The sequence below is a fragment of the Azospirillum terrae genome, assembly GCF_053470425.1.
This window is the reverse complement of sequence record NZ_JBPXMR010000002.1, coordinates 416204-433012: the sequence shown is the minus strand read 5'-3', so window position 1 is coordinate 433012 and position 16809 is coordinate 416204. Positions and strand designations below refer to the sequence as shown.

General features: G+C 67.9%; 18 protein-coding genes and 2 tRNA genes. 9 read left to right on the top strand and 11 right to left on the bottom strand.

The features are described 5' to 3' along the window. Window positions 1-17 precede the first annotated feature (17 nt). Window positions 18-671, top strand: coding sequence for a class I SAM-dependent methyltransferase (locus ACSVDD_RS08515; protein ID WP_448188895.1), 654 nt, complete (start codon window positions 18-20; stop codon window positions 669-671). Window positions 672-729: 58 nt separating this feature from the next. On the opposite strand, the gene dksA is transcribed toward ACSVDD_RS08515, so the two are convergent. The 3 genes from dksA to ACSVDD_RS08500 form a co-directional block, all read right to left on the bottom strand. Then, the gene (gene dksA, locus ACSVDD_RS08510) at window positions 730-1149 is read right to left on the bottom strand and encodes an RNA polymerase-binding protein DksA (protein ID WP_448188894.1); all 420 of its coding nucleotides are present in this window, start codon (window positions 1147-1149) and stop codon (window positions 730-732) included. A gap of 158 nt (window positions 1150-1307) precedes the next feature. Continuing rightward, on the bottom strand, window positions 1308-2267 hold the full coding sequence (locus tag ACSVDD_RS08505; protein ID WP_448188893.1) for a hypothetical protein: 960 nt from the start codon (window positions 2265-2267) through the stop codon (window positions 1308-1310). 186 nt (window positions 2268-2453) lie between these two features. Next, window positions 2454-2870: a flagellar assembly protein FliX gene (locus tag ACSVDD_RS08500; protein ID WP_448188892.1), complete on the bottom strand. Its 417-nt coding sequence runs from the start codon at window positions 2868-2870 to the stop codon at window positions 2454-2456. Window positions 2871-3091: 221 nt separating this feature from the next. Between ACSVDD_RS08500 and ACSVDD_RS08495 the strand changes: the two genes are divergently transcribed. From ACSVDD_RS08495 to sciP, 6 genes are all read left to right on the top strand, one after another. Further along, window positions 3092-4231: a flagellar basal body P-ring protein FlgI gene (locus ACSVDD_RS08495; RefSeq protein ID WP_448189155.1), complete on the top strand. Its 1140-nt coding sequence runs from the start codon at window positions 3092-3094 to the stop codon at window positions 4229-4231. Then, window positions 4231-4605, top strand: a complete 375-nt coding sequence (locus tag ACSVDD_RS08490) for a rod-binding protein (protein ID WP_448188891.1) — start codon at window positions 4231-4233, stop codon at window positions 4603-4605. The genes ACSVDD_RS08495 and ACSVDD_RS08490 overlap by 1 nt, the downstream gene beginning before the upstream one ends. Further along, window positions 4598-5119: a flagellar basal-body protein gene (locus ACSVDD_RS08485; RefSeq protein WP_448188890.1), complete on the top strand. Its 522-nt coding sequence runs from the start codon at window positions 4598-4600 to the stop codon at window positions 5117-5119. The genes ACSVDD_RS08490 and ACSVDD_RS08485 overlap by 8 nt, the downstream gene beginning before the upstream one ends. A 240-nt stretch (window positions 5120-5359) precedes the next feature. Beyond that, window positions 5360-7360, top strand: coding sequence for a flagellar hook-length control protein FliK (locus ACSVDD_RS08480; RefSeq protein WP_448188889.1), 2001 nt, complete (start codon window positions 5360-5362; stop codon window positions 7358-7360). A gap of 27 nt (window positions 7361-7387) precedes the next feature. Beyond that, on the top strand, window positions 7388-8119 hold the full coding sequence (locus ACSVDD_RS08475; RefSeq protein WP_448188888.1) for a flagellar hook assembly protein FlgD: 732 nt from the start codon (window positions 7388-7390) through the stop codon (window positions 8117-8119). 199 nt (window positions 8120-8318) lie between these two features. Further along, the gene (gene sciP, locus ACSVDD_RS08470) at window positions 8319-8636 is read left to right on the top strand and encodes a CtrA inhibitor SciP (protein WP_448188887.1); all 318 of its coding nucleotides are present in this window, start codon (window positions 8319-8321) and stop codon (window positions 8634-8636) included. 149 nt (window positions 8637-8785) lie between these two features. Here the strand turns inward: sciP and ACSVDD_RS08465 are convergent. The 6 genes from ACSVDD_RS08465 to ACSVDD_RS08440 all read right to left on the bottom strand — a co-directional run bounded on the left by ACSVDD_RS08465 (window position 8786) and on the right by ACSVDD_RS08440 (window position 13531). Continuing rightward, window positions 8786-8861, bottom strand: a tRNA-Lys gene (locus ACSVDD_RS08465). A 36-nt stretch (window positions 8862-8897) separates the two neighbouring features. After that, window positions 8898-8973 (bottom strand) — tRNA-Lys (locus ACSVDD_RS08460). Between the two features lie 129 nt (window positions 8974-9102). Then, a complete protein-coding gene (mrdA, locus tag ACSVDD_RS08455; protein ID WP_448188886.1) occupies window positions 9103-10989 on the bottom strand; it encodes a penicillin-binding protein 2 in 1887 nt (628 codons plus the stop codon). 4 nt (window positions 10990-10993) lie between these two features. Next, window positions 10994-11506, bottom strand: coding sequence for a rod shape-determining protein MreD (gene mreD, locus ACSVDD_RS08450; RefSeq protein ID WP_448188885.1), 513 nt, complete (start codon window positions 11504-11506; stop codon window positions 10994-10996). A 16-nt stretch (window positions 11507-11522) separates the two neighbouring features. Next, window positions 11523-12398 carry a rod shape-determining protein MreC gene (gene mreC / locus ACSVDD_RS08445; protein ID WP_448188884.1) on the bottom strand — a complete coding sequence of 292 codons (876 nt, stop codon included), beginning with the start codon at window positions 12396-12398 and terminating at the stop codon, window positions 11523-11525. A gap of 92 nt (window positions 12399-12490) precedes the next feature. Further along, window positions 12491-13531, bottom strand: a complete 1041-nt coding sequence (locus ACSVDD_RS08440; RefSeq protein WP_014240000.1) for a rod shape-determining protein — start codon at window positions 13529-13531, stop codon at window positions 12491-12493. Window positions 13532-13912: 381 nt separating this feature from the next. On the opposite strand from ACSVDD_RS08440, the gene phoU reads away from it, so the two are divergent. Beyond that, window positions 13913-14611: a phosphate signaling complex protein PhoU gene (gene phoU, locus ACSVDD_RS08435; RefSeq protein ID WP_448188883.1), complete on the top strand. Its 699-nt coding sequence runs from the start codon at window positions 13913-13915 to the stop codon at window positions 14609-14611. Between the two features lie 161 nt (window positions 14612-14772). Then, window positions 14773-15111, top strand: coding sequence for a phosphoribosyl-ATP diphosphatase (gene hisE / locus ACSVDD_RS08430; protein WP_448188882.1), 339 nt, complete (start codon window positions 14773-14775; stop codon window positions 15109-15111). 77 nt (window positions 15112-15188) lie between these two features. On the opposite strand, the gene ilvC is transcribed toward hisE, so the two are convergent. Both ilvC and ilvN read right to left on the bottom strand, forming a co-directional pair. Beyond that, window positions 15189-16208: a ketol-acid reductoisomerase gene (gene ilvC / locus ACSVDD_RS08425; protein WP_448188881.1), complete on the bottom strand. Its 1020-nt coding sequence runs from the start codon at window positions 16206-16208 to the stop codon at window positions 15189-15191. An 84-nt stretch (window positions 16209-16292) separates the two neighbouring features. After that, entirely contained in the window at window positions 16293-16799 is a 507-nt protein-coding gene (gene ilvN / locus ACSVDD_RS08420; protein WP_448188880.1) for an acetolactate synthase small subunit, read from the bottom strand. Window positions 16800-16809: the final 10 nt, after the last annotated feature.

The window sequence follows — 16809 nt, the reverse complement described above, 5'->3', positions numbered from 1 at the left end:
TCAAAACGGAGGGCGGCGTGAACCAGCAAGCGGACAACGGGCTATGCCCGCTCTGCGGCGCCGAGACTCCCACCCCGTTCGCCGAAGTCGCCGGCCGCCGCTATCTGCGTTGCGGTCACTGCCGCGTCACCATCCTCGATCCGGCGCAACTGCCCTCACTGGAAGCCGAGCGGGCCGAATACGGGCTGCACCAAAATGATCCCGGCGATCCGGGCTATCGGCGCTTCCTGGCGCAGGTGACCGAGCCGCTGCTGGAACGGATCGCACCGGGGGCGGAGGGGCTGGACTTCGGCTGCGGGCCGGGGCCGGCCATCGCGGCGATGCTGGGCGAGCGCGGCCATCCCGTGCGCAACTACGACCCGCTCTTCCACCCCGACGCGGCGGCGCTGGAGCGGCGCTACGACTTCGTCACCTGCACCGAGGTGGCCGAGCACTTCCACCGGCCGAGCGACGGATTCGAGCGCCTGGACGGGCTGCTGCGGCCGGGTGGGTGGCTGGGACTGATGACCGGCGTGCTGCGCGATGATGCCGGATTCGCGACATGGACCTACATCCGCGAACTCAGCCACGTCACCTTCTACCGCCCCGAGACGCTGACCTGGATCGCCGGGCGATTCGGCTGGGATCTGGAACCAGTCGGCCGCAACGTGACGCTGTTCCGAAAACGCTGAGCGCGGGCATGAAAAAGGGCGGACCCGACCGGCCCGCCCTGATTCGAAGATCTGGTGCTCAATCGTCGCGCTGGGTGCGTTCCATGCGCTCGTGGCGCTCCTGGGCTTCCAGGCTCAGCGTGGCGATGGGGCGGGCGTCGAGGCGGCGCACGGAGATCGGCTCGCCGGTTTCCTCGCAGTAGCCGTACGAGCCGTCGACGATCCGCTCCAGCGCCGCGTCGATCTTGGAGATCAGCTTGCGCTCGCGGTCGCGGGTGCGCAGTTCCAGAGCCCGGTCGGTCTCCGCCGACGCGCGGTCGGCGATGTCCGGCTCCTGGATCCCGCCTTCCTGGAGGCTGTGCAGCGTCTCACTCGATTCGGCAAGGAGCTCCGCCCGCCAGCGCAGCAGCTTCTGGCGGAAGTACTCCCGCATGACCGGGTTCATGAACGGCTCGTCATCCGACGGCATGTAGTCCGAGGGCAGAAGCTGCGAGGACATCCGATGGCATCCAAACTCAAAAGGGTAGCCTGAGCGGCGCGGAGTATAGGTAGAGCGAACCCGCCCCGCAACCCTGCGGATGAAGGAGGCGATTCGGAACAAGCCCTTGGAGTCCCGAGGCAATGTGACCTCGGCGCGACACGCTTTGCCGGCGATCCTCAGGCGGCGTCGTTCGACTGACGCGGCGCCAGAGGCGCAAGCATCGTCAGCGCATCGACCAGGGCGTCCTGGAACACATCCTCCTTTTCGGAAAAATAATCGAAGTATCCCCAGCGTGATTGTAGCGGTATTTCGGTCAGATCCCGGATGCGGTAGTCGGAATCCTGCAACGAGCCCTTCTCGATCAGAGCGATGACCTTGCGCAGGCGGGTCACCTCGGCGCGGTAGGAGTTGGAGAACCACTGTTTGATCTTCCAGTCCTCGACCTCCAGCGAATTGGCCGGCGGCGGCCACTCCCAGGCCGTGGGGAACGGGCAACCGACCACCACATGGTCGAATCCATGCAGTTCGCCGAGAATCAGCGAGCGGTGATAGGCCCCGTCGATCAGCCCGTTCGGCGCCTCCTCGAAGCCGTACAGGTAGAGCCAGAGCGCGCTCTCCACCGCGTCGGCGGTGATCGGGCGCAGCGCCACGTCGGCCGGCATCAGCGCCCGCGCCGGCTCGTTGCCGTGCAGCACGCCCTGCCCCGCCGTGAAATCGTAGGTGTTGAACACCACGCCGGCCCCGGCCTCGGCGAAGGTCGCGGAGATCTCTTCGAAGCGCTCGCGCGGCAGCATGGGCACATAACGGCGCGCCGGCATCATGCGCTCCATGAAGCCGGTGGCGGTGAACGGGAAGTCCAGCCAGCGCTTCAGATTTTCCGAGGTGGCCGGGCGGAAGATGCCGGGGTGGCCGCTCATGGCGGTCGTCATCGTGTGCATGGGGCCGGGTGCGGCGCTGTTCTCCATCAGCAGGTCGCGCGGGTTGCGCCCGCGCAGCCATTCCGACAGGACGACGATCTGCCCGGAGGTCACGGTGAACAGGTCCGGCTCCAGCCCGAGCCGGCGCATCGCCGCCAGGATGCCCGCGCCGTGCAGGTTGAATCCGCCGAAGCCGCCCAGGGCTGTCGCAAGTCTCATGTGTCACCTCATGGAAGCCGGAAGGGCTCATGCACCTGGACTCGACATGGCGCACAATCGTTCGAGCACCAGATGCTGCATTGCAGCATTGCACGGCGGAACCCGGCGTGGTGTGACCTGCGGGCAACAAAAAACGCCCGCCGGCATCCGGCGGGCGTTGCGGAACGGGGCCTGGAAGCCGTGGCGTCAGGACTGGAGCTTCGCCAACTCCACCTGCGCGCGCAGGTCGATCTCGTCGAGGATTTCAGCCAGCTTGGGGTCGTCCACCTGGACCTTGCGCGACTGGATGACGCGCGACAGGTCCGTCAGCTTCTGTGCGGGGAGCGCGCCGGCCAGCAGGCCGTGGCGGATCTCCTCCATGATGTCGAGCATGTCCTGGGCGCGCATCTTGCCGCGGGACTCGCGGGCGGTGGCGTCGTCCACCTCCTGCAAGGCGAGCATGCCGCCCACCCCGAACACCGAGGAGGTGCCGGACACGCCCTGCGTCGGGCTGCTCTCGCCCACCAATTGCTTGGCAAAGCTGGCACCGCCGGAGCCCTCCGACTTGCCCGCACGCCGGACCGAACCGCTGCCGCGAATATTTCCGGAGCCTTCGACTTTCATGACCTGCGCAACCACATAGCGGAAAAGGGCAAACACCAGAGACTATTACCTTTACACCCGGTCAAGGTTTGCCGCAATCGGGCAAAAAATGCCGACTCGTTGGGGCAAAAACTGGACATGCGGGGCAGCTCTTCCCGCGAGGACCTGAGAGGCGCCGGAAAACCTGACTTGGCACGGGCTTCGCATGGGGCTTGGCGATCCGTCTGGAAGTGATGATCGCCATGAAGCCGAAAGCCCCCATCGCCATGATCCGTATCCTCGCTCACCTCGTGCTGGCCGCCGGCCTCACGCTGGCGCTGGTGCAACCGGCCTCCGCCTCGTCCGCCCGGCTCAAGGACATCCTCGACGTGGAGGGCGTGCGCGACAACATGCTGATCGGCTACGGCCTCGTGGTCGGCCTGAACGGCACCGGCGACAGCCTCAACAACTCGCCCTTCACCGAGCAAAGCCTGGTGGGCATGCTGGAGCGCATGGGCGTCAACACCCGCGGCACCAACCTGCGCACCAAGAACGTGGCGGCGGTGATGGTGACGGCGACGCTGCCGGCCTATCAGGCGCAGGGCACGCGCATCGACATCACGGTCAGCGCCATGGGCGACGCCAAGAGCCTGCTGGGCGGCACCCTGCTGGTCACCCCGCTGATGGGCGCCGATGGCGAGGTCTACGCGGTCGGCCAGGGGCCGATCGCCGTCTCCGGCTTCTCGGCCCAGGGCCAGGGCGCCAGCATCACGCGCGGCGTGCCGACCTCGGGCCGCATCTCCTCCGGCGCGCTGGTGGAGCGCGAGATCCAGTTCGCGCTGGCCGAATTGCCGGTGCTGCGCCTGTCGCTGCGCAACCCCGACTTCACCACCGCCCAGCGCGTGGCGCTGGCCATCAACACCCAGCTGCGCGGCAATCTGGCGCAGGCGACCGACCCCTCGTCGGTGCTGCTGACGGTGCCCGCGGCGCGGCGCGGCGACGTGGTGGGCCTGCTCACCGAGATCGAGCAGTTGCGCGTCACCCCCGATCAGATCGCCCGCGTGGTGGTGGACGAGAAGTCCGGCGTCATCGTGATGGGCGAGAACGTCCGCATCAGCACCGTCGCCATCGCCCAGGGCAACCTGACGATCCGCGTCACCGAAACCCCGCAGGTCAGCCAGCCCGGCCCGTTCAGCAACGGCCAGACCACGGTGGTGCCGCGCACGGACATCCAGGTCGACGACCAGTCGCAAAATCGCCTCGCCGTCATGCAGTCCGGCGTCACCCTCCAGGAGTTGGTACAGAGTTTGAATGCACTGGGTGTCGGTCCGCGCGACATGATCGCCATCCTCCAGTCGATCAAGGCCGCCGGAGCCCTGCAAGCCGAGATCGAGGTGATCTGATGGACGCCACCCTGCACTCCTCATCCGCTCCGCGTTTCAGCCCGATGGCCGAGCGCGCCCGCCAGGCCTACGGCACCGGCGAGGTCCGCCCGAACGGCATCAAAGGGGACGGCAGCAAGGTGGACCCGGCGGTCGCCGCCAAGCTGCGCAAGTCGGCCAACGAGTTCGAGACGCAGTTCCTCAGCCAGATGCTGACGCCGATGTTCGAGACCATCCAGACGGACCCGACCTTCGGCGGCGGCCACGGCGAGGACATGTTCCGCTCCCTGCTCGTCAACGAATACGGCAAGCAAATCAGCAACCACGGCGGCCTGGGTATCGGCGACGCCGTGTACCGCGAGCTGCTGCGCGCCCAGGAGGCCAGCCATGGATAAGGTCGACATCCGCTCACTCGGCGAACGCAAGAAACCCCTGAACCTGCCGCGGAACGCCGAGGAACGCGCCGTGGCGCTGGTGGATTTGAGCGCCCGGCTCACCGCGCAGATCGAGCGCGAAACCGCGGCGATCCGCAGCCACCGCCCGGCCGCCGAGCTGATCGCGCTGGCCACCGCCAAGCACCCGCTGTCCATGGCGTACGAGGAGCTGACGCGCCTGCTGCGCATCGACCGCGCCGGCATGGCCGATCTGGCGCCCGAGCTTAGGGAGCGGTTGGCCGCCGCGACCGAGGCGCTGAGCGAAAGCGCCACCGTCAACGCCCACGTTCTGCGCGTCGCCGGGGAATCCCAGCAGACGCTGGTGGACGCCCTGGTGAACGCGGTGAACCGCCTGCGCCGGACCGAGCCCGGCGTCCGCTACGGCCCCCCCACCGCCAGCGGCAAGCCGCTGCGCGGCTACGGTGCCCCGACGCGCGGGCCCGCCACCTCGGCGACGCTCAACGCCTGCCTTTAGAACCGTTCAACGACCTCCATCCATCCAACTCAAGGGGCCGCCTCACCGCGGCCCCTTCTTTCTTGGCCCGGCAAGAAGCGCCATGCCACCCGGCGGAAATTGCCGGCCACCGGCCGGATCTGCCCAGCGCCGCGCGCCACGCGCCGACGATCAACGATTTTCCTCAAAGGCAAGGCGCCCGCGGAGTTGGCCCGAGAGTTGCTTCGTCCCGGACAAGAATCCAGGCAAGGAACGCGTCCCATGGAAATCCAGCCGTTCGCTCCACAGACCACCTTCGACACGCCGAGCGTCGGCTCGTCGGCGAACGGCCCCAAGGACGATCTGTTCGCGCAGATGATGGACCAGGCGTCGGCCAGAGCCGCCGAGCGCCAGTCCGAGGCCGACAAGGCGGACCGGGAGAAGCCTTACGTGGCGGAGCCCCGCCGCTGGCAGCCCTCGCATCCGGCGGCCAAGCCGGCGGTCGATCACACCCCGCCGCGCTCGCCACGCGCCGACGAGGCGCACGCCGCCAACGACGCCCGCAAGGATGCCGCCCCGCCCCACACGCACGCCGAGGACAAGATCGCCAAGCCGGCGAGCAAGGACGAGGCGCCGGCCAAGCCGGCCGAGCGCACCACCAAGGCCGTGAAGCCCGGCAAGACAGAGCGCAGCGACACGGCGCACAAGGCCGCGAAATCCGAAAAGGCTTCCGGGTCCGAGGCGGCCGAGAAGGTCGAGGCGGCTGACAACACCGCGGATGGCGCCGATGCCGCCGAGACGGACGGGTCCGGCACCGGGGCGGATGCACCGGCGGAGGCTTCGGCCGTTGCGGACGGCGCCGTACCGAACGGTCTCGTCGTCATGGACGCGGAGGTGACCGTCGTCGAGACGACGGTCCAGCTCATCGGCGCCGACGGGTCGACGTCCATCAGCACCAGCGTCACCGCCAAGGCGGAGGTCAGCGTGGAGGCCACGGCCGACCCCGGCACCGTCGCGCCCGCCCCGGCCGCCGCCCCGGCCGCCGGCGCCGCCCCCAACATCACCGATCCAGCGGCCCTTGCGCTGGCCGCGCTCCAGGCCGGCGCCAGCGCCCCGGCACAGCCCCAGGCGGACCCGCAAAAGGCGCAGGCGACCCAGGCGGCGGATGCCGTGGCCGGCGCGCAGGCGGCAGGCGCTCCCGCCACCGTCACCCCGGCCATCACGCTCCCGACCGCCGACCTGACCGCCGCGGCGGCGCCAACCGACGCGACACCGACCGCCAAGGGCGACGCGGCGCCCGTCGACGCCAAGGCTGCGGCGAAGGCCGCGACGGCGCCGGCCGATGGGAAGACCGCGGCGCCGCCCGCCGACGCCAAGACCGCGAAGGCCGACGCGACCCCCGCCGACGCCCCCACCGGCGCGAAGAACGAGGCGAAGCCCGCAAAGAAGGACGCGCCTAAGGATAAGGACGACGAGTTCAAGCTGCCGGACAGCATGGCCGACCTGCTCGGCCCCAAAGGCACCGAGAAAGCCGCCGACAAGGGTGCCGCCAAAAGCCATGCCGAGGCCGGCAAGGACGGCGGCACCGCGCCGCAGCAGCCGCCGGCCACGGTGCAGGCGCCTCCTCCCGTCCAGCCGCAGCGCGCCGTGGGAGAGTCCTTCACAGCCGCCGCCGAGGGCGCGGCCGTGGACGAGATCGCCGCCACGGATTCCGTGTCCGCCTCGGCGGACGCACCCGGCAACAAGGACCTGGGCTCCGGGCAGATTCTGCCGACCGACGCAGTCAAGGCTGCCGCCCCGGCCGACGCGCCGCCGGCGTTCGCCGCCCTGCGCCCGGCGCGCGGGCCGCACACGCCCATGGGCGTGCCCGAGCAGGTGGCGGTCAACATCAGCCGGCACGTCGCCGAGGGCAACGAGCAATTCACCATCATGCTGCGCCCGGAAGAGCTGGGGCGCATCGACATCCGCCTGGAAATCGGCAAGGACGGCAGCGTCAGCGCCATGGTGGCGGTGGATAAGCCGCAGACGCTAGAGCTTCTCCAGCGCGACGCGCGCGGGTTGGAACGGGCCTTGCAAGACGCTGGACTGAAGGCCGACAGCGGCAGCCTCAACTTCAGCCTGCGGGGCGATGGCGCCTCCTCCTTTGCCGATCAGCGGGGGGATGACCATCGTGGCACAGGCCGGCGGGGCCGCGGCTTCGGCGGTGGCGGCGACGACGCAGCCGAGGTTGCCGCCATGCAGACCCTCTATCTCGCCCCCGGACGCGTCGACGTGCGCGTCTGACCGGTTCTCCTGGAAAGGATTTTCGCCATGACCACCACCTCCGCCGCCACGGGCAGCTCCTGGGACGTGTCGCAGCTTCAGGCGAAGTCGCAGACGAAGACGGCCGACAAGGCCGACGTCAAGACCAGCTCGAACTCGACCGACGCGGCGGTCAAGGGCCTGGGCGACAACTTCAACAACTTCTTGAACCTGCTGACCACGCAGTTGAAGAATCAGGACCCGACCAAGCCGATGGACTCCAACGAGATGACCTCGCAGTTGGTGCAGTTCGCCAACGTCGAGCAGAACATCGGCACCAACACCCGCCTCGACAAGCTGCTGAAAATGCAGCAGGCCAGCACGGCGTCGAGCAACCTCAGCTACCTCGGCAAGACCGTCTCGTACGAAGGCACCAGCTTCACGCTCGGCGCCGACACCAAGGACACGCCGCTCGCCTACGAGTTGGACACCAAGGCCAAGACCGTGGACGTGAAGATCGTCGACTCGAACGGAAAGACCGTCCGCACGATCAAGGGCGAGACGGCGTCCGGCAAGCACCAGCTGGGCTGGGACTACAAGGACAACGACGGCAAGGTGGTCCCCGCCGGCACCTACAAGCTGAGCGTCGCGGCCACCGCGGAAGACAAGAACACGGTCATCGAGCCCAAGACCTACACGTTCGGCACCGTCGTCGGCGTCGGATCGACCAAGGACGGCGAAACCACGCTGAGCGTCGATGGCCGCGAACTGCCGCTGTCCTCAATCGCTTCGGTCCACTGACGGTTGTCACCAAACCCGGAACCCGACCCCAAATCCCGGCCCGATTCCAAGGATTCGGGCCGATTTTACCCAGTTGATTGACATCTAAAGCATTAACCCTATCGTTTAGGCTTTTGTTAAGCGCCCGCCATTACACTCCCCACCGTGGAGAGCACTAGCAGTGGTGGAGCGTCCGCGCATGTCATCTCGCGATACTCAGATGAGCGACGATGGCTCCAACGGAGCGTCGATCATCGGGCCAGAGGGCCGGCCGATAACGGAAGAGGATCTGCCGCCGCCCAACACCAAGCGTTGGGTGATGCGACGGAAGGCCGAAGTCGTGGCTGGCGTGCGTTCGGGCCTGATCAGCCTGGAAGAGGCGTGCCGCCGCTACACCCTGTCGGTCGAGGAGTTCCTGTCCTGGCAGCGCCTGATCGACAGTCACGGCGTGCGCGGCCTGCGGGCCACGCGTTTGCAGGACTATCGCAACGGCCAGCCGGTCGCCCGCCCCCGCGTGTTGAGCGGCGCCGCCGAATAAGACGATCATCTTCCGAGTCGAACGCAAAGACGCCGCCGGGCACCGCCCCGCGGCGTCTTTGCGTTTGGGGTTGCTGCGGAGGCGCCGGGGGCGCTGGCCCGGAAACGACTAAGGCCGCCCGAGGGCGGCCTTGCAGTCTTGTGGGAAGATGGTGGGCGCACAAGGACTCGAACCTTGGACCCGCTGATTAAGAGTCAGCTGCTCTACCAACTGAGCTATGCGCCCATCTTTCCCGATCGGGCTCGACGCGTCTTGAGGAGATGGTGGGCGCACAAGGACTCGAACCTTGGACCCGCTGATTAAGAGTCAGCTGCTCTACCAACTGAGCTATGCGCCCATCTCACTCTACTGTGCGGCTTCCGAAGAAACCGCCCGGCCGTACTGTCGTTCCAGCCGGCGAGGCCCGCGGTATAGCAAAGGCTCCGGGGCTTGTCGATAGCCAAATTGCGCGATTTTTCCCGAACGGTCAGCTCCGCGGCGCGCGGGCCTTCGGCTCCGGCGCATCGGCGACCGCGGCGCGGCCGGGGTCGCGCTTCTGGCACTCCAGCAGGATGTCGCGCGCGATCGGGGCGGCCGCCGTGGAACCGCCGCCGCCGTGCTCGACGATCATGCCGATGGCGTAGCGCGGCGCGTGCGCCGGCGCGTAGGCGATGAACAGCGCGTGGTCGCGCTCGCGCCAGGGCAGCTGCTCGTTCTTCTTCACGCCGGTGCTGCGCTCGGCCATGGAAATGCGGCGCACCTGGGCGCTGCCGGTCTTGCCGGCCATCTCGAAGCCCGGCTCGGTGATGCGCGCCTTGTAGGCGGTGCCGCCCTGCACGTTGGTGACCGCGTTCATGCCGGCCATCACGACGTCCAGGTTCTCCTTCTTGACGCCCAGCGAGGGCCAGCTCGACGGCTCGCCGCCGACGCCCTTGATCTGCTTGGTCAGGTGCGGCTTCACCGCGAAGCCGCCGTTGGCCAGCCGGCAGGTCATGGTGGCGAGCTGCAACGGCGTGGACAGCACGTAGCCCTGGCCGATCGCCGCCACCAGCGATTCGCCCTGCTGCCACGACGCGTTCAGCGCCTTCTTCTTCCAGTCGCGCGACGGGATCAGGCCCGGCCGCTCGTGCGGCAGGTCGAGGCCCGACGCCTCGCCCAGGGCGAAGCGGTGCGCCATCTCGGAAATGCGGTCGATGCCCAGCCGGCGCGCCAGATCGTAGAAGTAGACGTCGCAGGAGTCGCGCAGCGCTCCCACCATGTCCACCGCGCCGTGGCCACCCTTCTTCCAGCAGTGGAAGCGGTGGTCGCCCAGTTCCATGTAGCCGGGGCAGTGCACGGTGTGCCGGGCGTTGACCAACCCCGCCTCCAGCGCCGCCAGCGCCACCATCGGCTTGAAGGTCGAGCCGGGCGGGTATTGACCGGCCACCGCCTTGTTGCTCAGCGGCGTCGTGGGGTTGGACAGCAGTTCCTCCCACAGCTCGGCGCTGATGCCCATGGTGAACTGGTTGGGGTCGTAGGTGGGATGCGAGGCCAGCGCGTAGATGGCGCCGCTGTGCACGTCCATCACCACGCACGCCGCGCTCTGCTCCTCCGAGAGGCGCTTCTGACAGAACTGCTGGAGGCCGATGTCGATGGTCAGCTGCACCTCGCGGCCGGGCTGCCCCTCGTCGCGCGACAGCTCGCGGATGACGCGGCCGACCGCGTTCACCTCCAGCTGGCTGGTGCCGGCGGTGCCGCGCAGGTTCTTCTCGTGAAACTTCTCCAGCCCGCTCTTGCCGATGCGGAAGCCCGGCAGCGACAGCACGGGGTCGCCGTTCAGCTCCGCCTCGGACACCGCGCCGACGTAGCCGAGGATGTGCGCGGTCGCCTCGGAGAACGGGTAGTAGCGGATCTCGCCCACGTCGATGGCGGCGCCCGGCAGGTCGGGCATGTTCATTTCCAGCGTGGCGACCTGCTCCCACGTCAGGTTCTCGCGCACGGTGACGGGCACGAAGCGGCGCTTGCGCTGCATCTCGCGCATGACGCGGCGGCGGTCGCCATCGGTCAGCGGCACGATCTGCGAGATCTTGTCCAGCGTCTCGGGGATGTTCTTGGTGCGCTCGGACACCACGACGATGCGGTAATTCTGCTGGTTCATCGCCAGCGGCACGCCGAAACGGTCGGTGATCGGCCCGCGCGAGGGGGCGATCAGCCGCAGGCTGATGCGGTTCTCCTCGGCCAGCATGGTGTACTTGGCCGACTGCACGACCTGGAGGTAGTACAGCCGCGCCGCCAGCGTCGACAGCAGCCCCACCTTGAGACCGCCCAGCACCAGCATGCGGCGGGTGAAGTTACGGTAGCGGTCGGTGTCGCGCTCTCTGGACAGTTGCGGCATGGGCTTACCCTTGCAGGAAGGCCCGGTGCACGCGGATGAACAGCCACGCGAACACGGGGAACAGCGCCAGCGTCAGCAGCGCCTGGAAGAACGGGGCGTTGAACGGCACGGCCGACGCGCTGAGCACGCACACCACCACCCATTGGAGCACCGCGGCGCCCAGCACGATGATGGCGAAGCCGAACCACAACAACGCGAAGCTGTTGGCGAGGAAGAAGCGGCGCTGCGTCATCACCGTCCAGTGCACGCACACCAGCGTCAGCGCGTTCAGCCCCAGCGGGCCACCGGACAGCAGATCCTGCAACAGGCCGATGGCGAACACCGCGCCCGGCCGCAGCAGGTCGGGCCGGTGGATCGCCCAGTAGTAGACGGCCATCATGGTCAGGGCCGGCGCGATGCCCGTGTAGGACGGGATCTGCAACGGCACCATGCCGACCAGCAGCAGCATCACCGTGACCGCGAACGGGGCCAGGTTGCGGCCGGTCTTGTCCAGACGCTGCCAGAGGGTAACGGTCATCGAGTCCAAACGGGGCCTATTTCCAATCGCGCGACGGATCGACTTCGCCGGGGCCGCCCGGCAGTCCGAAGTCGACGAGTCGCAGGTGCTCCAGCCGTGAAAGGTCGGCGATGGGCAGCACACGCACGCCGCGCTCGCCGACCGAGGCGACGACGCCGATGGGAATGCCGGCCGGGAAGATGCCGCCATGGCCCGAGGTGACCACCCGCTCGCCCACCGTCGCCGCCGCATCCGGCGGCAGGTAGATCAGCTTCGGCTGGTCGGAGTTGTCGCCGGCCAGCAGCGCGCGCTGGCGTGAGCTTTCCAGCACCACGGGCACGCGGGCGTTGATGTCGGTGATCAGCAGCACCCGCGACGACCACTCGCCCACCTCGACGACGCGGCCGACCATGCCGGAGCCGGCCAGCGCCGCCTGCCCCTTGCGCACCCCGTCGCGCTTGCCGGCGGTGACCACCAGCGTGCGGAAGAAGGTGGCGCCGGGCGCGGCGATGACGCGCGCTGTGATGTAGGACGCCGCCGGGTCGGGCTTGTAGCGCAGCACCGAGCGCAGGCTGTTGTTCTCCGCCTCAAGCCGCAGCGCCGCCTGACGCCACTGCGTCAGCCGCGCGTTCTCCGCCTTCAGGCGCTGGTTCTCTTCATAGACGTTCTGGAGATCGACCACGGACTCGATGACGCGGGCCGCGGTGGCGGCCGGGCGCGACAGGGCGTCGAGAATGGGCGCGAAGGCGTCGGTCACCCGCGAACGCGCAGTGTCCACGAAGACGGGATCGACCTTGCCGACCATCATCAGCGCGATCGACGCGACCACGAGAAGCAGAAAAGAGAATCGCTGAGCGAGTGCGCGCAGCGGCGCGGCAAGGCGAACGACGGATCCGGATGTTCGCGTCTTCACAGGATCATCCCGTCCAGGAAGGCTGGCCGCCGCGCGGCCCTGCGATTATGGCGAATCACAGGGCCCGCGGTATTCAATCGAGAATTACACGATCAGTAGGCGCTGACCAAGACGTTTCGCAACGTCTTCATCTCTTCCAGGGCGCGGCCTGTGCCCAATGCGACACACGAAAGCGGATCGTCGGCGATGGAGACCGGCAACCCCGTGGCGTGCCGCAGCACGAAGTCCAGGTTGCCGAGCAGCGCGCCGCCGCCGGTGAGCACGATGCCCTTGTCGACGATGTCGGCGGCCAGTTCGGGGGCCGTGTGCTCCAGCGCCACCTTGACCGCCTCGACGATGGCCGAGACCGGCTCGGCCAGGGACTCGGCGATCTGGCGCTCGGAGATGATCAGCTCCTTGGGCACGCCGTTCATCAGGTCGCGGCCCTTGATCTCGAGGATGCGCCCCTCGCCGTCTTCCGGCGGGCAGGCAGAGCCGATTTCCTTCTTGATGCGCTCGGCCGAGCCTTCGCCAACCAGAAGGTTATGGGTGCGGCGGATGTAGCCAATGATGGCTTCGTCCATCTTGTCGCCGCCGACGCGCACGGAGCGCGAATAGACGATGCCGCCCAGCGACAGCACGGCCACCTCGGTGGTGCCGCCGCCGATGTCGACGACCATGGAGCCGGTCGGCTCGGTCACCGGCAGCCCGGCGCCGATGGCGGCGGCCATGGGCTCCTCGATGAGGAAGACCCGGCGCGCACCGGCGGCCTCGGCCGACTCCTGGATGGCCCGGCGCTCGACCGCGGTGGAGCCCGACGGCACGCAGATGATGACCTGTGGGCTGGCGAAGCTGCGGCGGTTGTGCACCTTGCGGATGAAGTGCTTGATCATCTCCTCGGCGACTTCGAAGTCGGCGATGACGCCGTCGCGCAGAGGACGGATGGCCTGAATGTTGCCCGGCGTGCGGCCCAGCATCATCTTCGCCTCGTCGCCAACGGCAAGCACCTGCTTCTTGCCGCGGACGTTGGCGATGGCGACCACCGAGGGTTCGTTCAGGACGATGCCGCGACCCTTCACGTAGACCAGGGTGTTGGCCGTCCCCAGATCGATCGCCATGTCGGCGGACAGAACGCCGAGAAGTTTGGAAAGCATGGACTCGACTACTTCTTCATGCGGTTGAGACGGCCTCGCCGGCAGCACGGTTCACGAAACCGTCCGCCGTCCGTTGCATAGACGAACACTGCATCGCGCTCAAGCGGAGAGTGCGGACCGGGCAGCGCCTTGCGGCGTGCGTCGGACAGCCCGGACACTGGCCCATCAGGGTTAATTTTCCGTTATGCCCCACACGGCGCGACCACGGCAAAAACTCTGGGAGACGAGTTCTAGGGGGACTCCCCCGGCGCCGCAAGGCCCTGTGACGGATGGGGGACATGCGCCGGCGGCCGGCCGGGCGGCGTCCGCACCTTATCGGGTGCTGTCGGCGCGACAAATGCGTAAGGTGTGCGGGCGCCCTGCCCTCCCCCGGAGCCCCCCATGAAGACCAGCCACCGCCACATCGTCACCGCCTATGAGGATGCGCTGAAGAAGCTGCGCTCCAGCGTGGTGGAGATGGCCGGGGCGGCCGAGACGCAGATGGACGGCGCGCTGGCCTGTCTGGTGCAGCGCGACCCCGCCCTGGCCGGCGAGGTGGTGCGCGGCGACGGCCGGCTCGACCGCGAGGAACAGGAGATCGAGGCCGCCGCCATGCGCCTGCTGGTGCTGCGCCAGCCGGTGGCCGACGATCTGCGCGACGTGATCGCCGCGCTGAAGATGGCCGGCAATCTGGAACGCGTCGGCGATTACGCCGCCAACATCGCCAAGCGCTCGGCGGCGTTGCGCGAGGTGCCGGAGACGGCGGCGCTCGCCGCCCTGCCGGCGCTCGGCCGGCTGGTGCGCGAGCGGCTGGGCGCGGTCATCGACGCCTACATCGAAGGGAACGCCGAGCAGGCCTTGCAGGTCTGGCGCAACGACGACGAGGTGGACGCGCTCTACTCCAGCCTCTGCCAGGACATCACGCGCTCCGCCGAGGCGGCGCCGGAGCACTTCACCGGGCACATGCACCTGCTGTTCATCGCCAAGGGGCTGGAGCGCATCGGCGACCACGCCACCAACATCGCCGAGATCGTCCATTTCGTGGTCACCGGCCAGCCGCTCGCCGACCCGCGCCCCAAGGCCGACGAGGCGAGCGGCTGACCGCTGCCGGACGCCGTTTAAAACGAAGGGAATACGGCTTTTGTTTGCAAAGCAGGCGGCGGCTGGCCGGTTGGGTAATGGAAAACTTTGCGCATAAGGGTTATGTGATGAAAGAATAATCGTCGGCGCCGTGCGCCTATGGGAAGAAGAAGAACACAAGAATGTCTGACGATCTCCTGCGCCTCTATGAAGCCGTCCGGGAGCGGAAGGGACGCCCGCCCTCGGACTCCCGCACCGCCAAGCTGTTCGCCGCCGGGCCGAAAAAGATCGCCAAGAAGGTGGGCGAGGAAGCGGTGGAAGTGGCGCTGGACGCCATGGCCGAGGACCGCCAGGGCGTGGTCAACGAGAGCGCCGATCTGCTCTACAACATGTCCGTTCTCTGGGCGGCGATGGACATCCACCCCGATGAGATCTTCGCCGAACTGCGGCGGCGGGAGCGTTTGTACGGAATCGCCGAGAAGCTGCCGAAACTGGCGGTGGTGAATGGGAGCGGAAAGTAGCGGGAACCCCCACCCGCACAAACAAAAAGCGCGCCCCGCAGGGCGCGCTTTCCGTTTTCAGACGCTGAAGCCGAAGCTCAGTTCTTGGCCTTGTCGACCAGACGGCGCTCGGCGATCCAGGGCATCATGGCGCGCAGCTTCTCGCCGACCTGCTCGATCGAGTGCTCGGCGTTGCGGCGGCGGGTCGCCTTGAAGCTCGGCTGGCCGGCCTTGCACTCCAGCATCCAGTCGCGCACGAAACGGCCGGACTGGATGTCGTCCAGAACGCGCTTCATCTCGGCCTTGGTCTCGGCGGTGACGATGCGCGGGCCGGTCTTGTAATCGCCGTATTCGGCGGTGTTGGAGATCGAGTAGCGCATGTTGGCCATGCCGCCCTCGTACATCAGGTCGACGATCAGCTTCACTTCGTGCAGGCACTCGAAGTAGGCCATCTCCGGGGCGTAGCCGGCCTCGGTCAGCGTCTCGTAGCCGGCCTTGATCAGCTCGGTCAGGCCGCCGCAGAGCACGGCCTGCTCGCCGAACAGATCCGTCTCGCACTCTTCCTTGAAGGTGGTCTCGATGATGCCGGCGCGGCCGCCGCCGATGGCCGAGGCATAGGACAGCGCGATGTCCAGCGCGTTGCCGGTGGCGTTCTGGTGCACCGCCACGAGGCAGGGCACGCCGCCGCCACGCTGGTACTCGCCGCGCACGGTGTGGCCGGGGCCCTTCGGTGCGATCATGAACACGTCGAGGTCGGCGCGCGGCTCGATCAGGTTGAAGTGCACGTTCAGGCCGTGCGCGAACACCAGCGCGGCGCCCTGCTGCATGTTCTTGGCCAGATCGTCCTTGTACAGGTCGCCCTGCAACTCGTCGGGGGTGAGGATCATCACCACGTCGGCCCAGGCCGCGGCCTCGGCCGGGGTCATGACCGTGAAGCCGGCGCCTTCGGCCTTCTTGGCCGTGGCCGAACCCGGACGCAGCGCGACGCGCACGTCCTTCAGGCCGCTGTCACGCAGGTTGTTGGCGTGGGCGTGGCCCTGGCTGCCGTAGCCGACGATGACGACCTTCTTGCCCTTGATCAGGTTCACGTCGGCATCACGATCGTAGTAGACGCGCATGGTGATGGTTCCTTGGTCTTCTCAAATGTTGCTGCCCGCAGGTGCGGGCGGATTAGTCCACCGCTGGTGCTGCCGCGTCAAGCGTCAGAACCCCGCGGCACCCTTGGACATGGCGAGCACGCCGGTGCGGCTGGTCTCGACCATGCCGAGCTGGCTCATCAGCGCGATGAACTCCTCTACGTGGTCGGTGGCGCCGGTCAGCTCGAAGATGAACGACGACAGCGTCGCGTCCACCACGTTCGCCTTGTAGATGTCGGCCAGACGCAACGCCTCGATGCGCCGGTCGCCGGTGCCGGCCACCTTGATCAGCGCCAGCTCGCGCTCGACGCGCGGGCCATCGTCGGTCAGGTCGCGCACCTTGTGCACCGGCACCAGACGGTCGAGCTGCGCCTTGATCTGCTCGACGATCATCCGCGTGCCCGACGTGACCAGCGTGATGCGCGAGGTGTGGCCGGTGTTGTCCACCTCGGCCACCGTCAGGCTCTCGATGTTGTAGCCGCGGCCCGAGAACAGGCCGATGACGCGGGCGAGGACGCCCGGCTCGTTGTCCACCAGCACGGCGATGGTGTGCTTTTCGATCTTATCTTCCATGACCCGAAAC

Bases quoted from the DNA above. Each gene is read 5' to 3' on its own strand.
- dksA (WP_448188894.1), bottom strand. From the start codon at position 1,149: ATGTCCTCGCAGCTTCTGCCCTCGGACTACATGCCGTCGGATGACGAG.
- ACSVDD_RS08505 (WP_448188893.1), bottom strand. From the start codon at position 2,267: ATGAGACTTGCGACAGCCCTGGGCGGCTTCGGCGGATTCAACCTGCAC.
- ACSVDD_RS08500 (WP_448188892.1), bottom strand. From the start codon at position 2,870: ATGAAAGTCGAAGGCTCCGGAAATATTCGCGGCAGCGGTTCGGTCCGG.
- ACSVDD_RS08495 (WP_448189155.1), top strand. From the start codon at position 3,092: ATGAAGCCGAAAGCCCCCATCGCCATGATCCGTATCCTCGCTCACCTC.
- ACSVDD_RS08490 (WP_448188891.1), top strand. From the start codon at position 4,231: ATGGACGCCACCCTGCACTCCTCATCCGCTCCGCGTTTCAGCCCGATG.
- ACSVDD_RS08485 (WP_448188890.1), top strand. From the start codon at position 4,598: ATGGATAAGGTCGACATCCGCTCACTCGGCGAACGCAAGAAACCCCTG.
- ACSVDD_RS08480 (WP_448188889.1), top strand. From the start codon at position 5,360: ATGGAAATCCAGCCGTTCGCTCCACAGACCACCTTCGACACGCCGAGC.
- ACSVDD_RS08475 (WP_448188888.1), top strand. From the start codon at position 7,388: ATGACCACCACCTCCGCCGCCACGGGCAGCTCCTGGGACGTGTCGCAG.
- sciP (WP_448188887.1), top strand. From the start codon at position 8,319: ATGAGCGACGATGGCTCCAACGGAGCGTCGATCATCGGGCCAGAGGGC.
- mrdA (WP_448188886.1), bottom strand. From the start codon at position 10,989: ATGCCGCAACTGTCCAGAGAGCGCGACACCGACCGCTACCGTAACTTC.
- mreD (WP_448188885.1), bottom strand. From the start codon at position 11,506: ATGACCGTTACCCTCTGGCAGCGTCTGGACAAGACCGGCCGCAACCTG.
- ACSVDD_RS08440 (WP_014240000.1), bottom strand. From the start codon at position 13,531: ATGCTTTCCAAACTTCTCGGCGTTCTGTCCGCCGACATGGCGATCGAT.
- phoU (WP_448188883.1), top strand. From the start codon at position 13,913: ATGAAGACCAGCCACCGCCACATCGTCACCGCCTATGAGGATGCGCTG.
- hisE (WP_448188882.1), top strand. From the start codon at position 14,773: ATGTCTGACGATCTCCTGCGCCTCTATGAAGCCGTCCGGGAGCGGAAG.
- ilvC (WP_448188881.1), bottom strand. From the start codon at position 16,208: ATGCGCGTCTACTACGATCGTGATGCCGACGTGAACCTGATCAAGGGC.
- ilvN (WP_448188880.1), bottom strand. From the start codon at position 16,799: ATGGAAGATAAGATCGAAAAGCACACCATCGCCGTGCTGGTGGACAAC.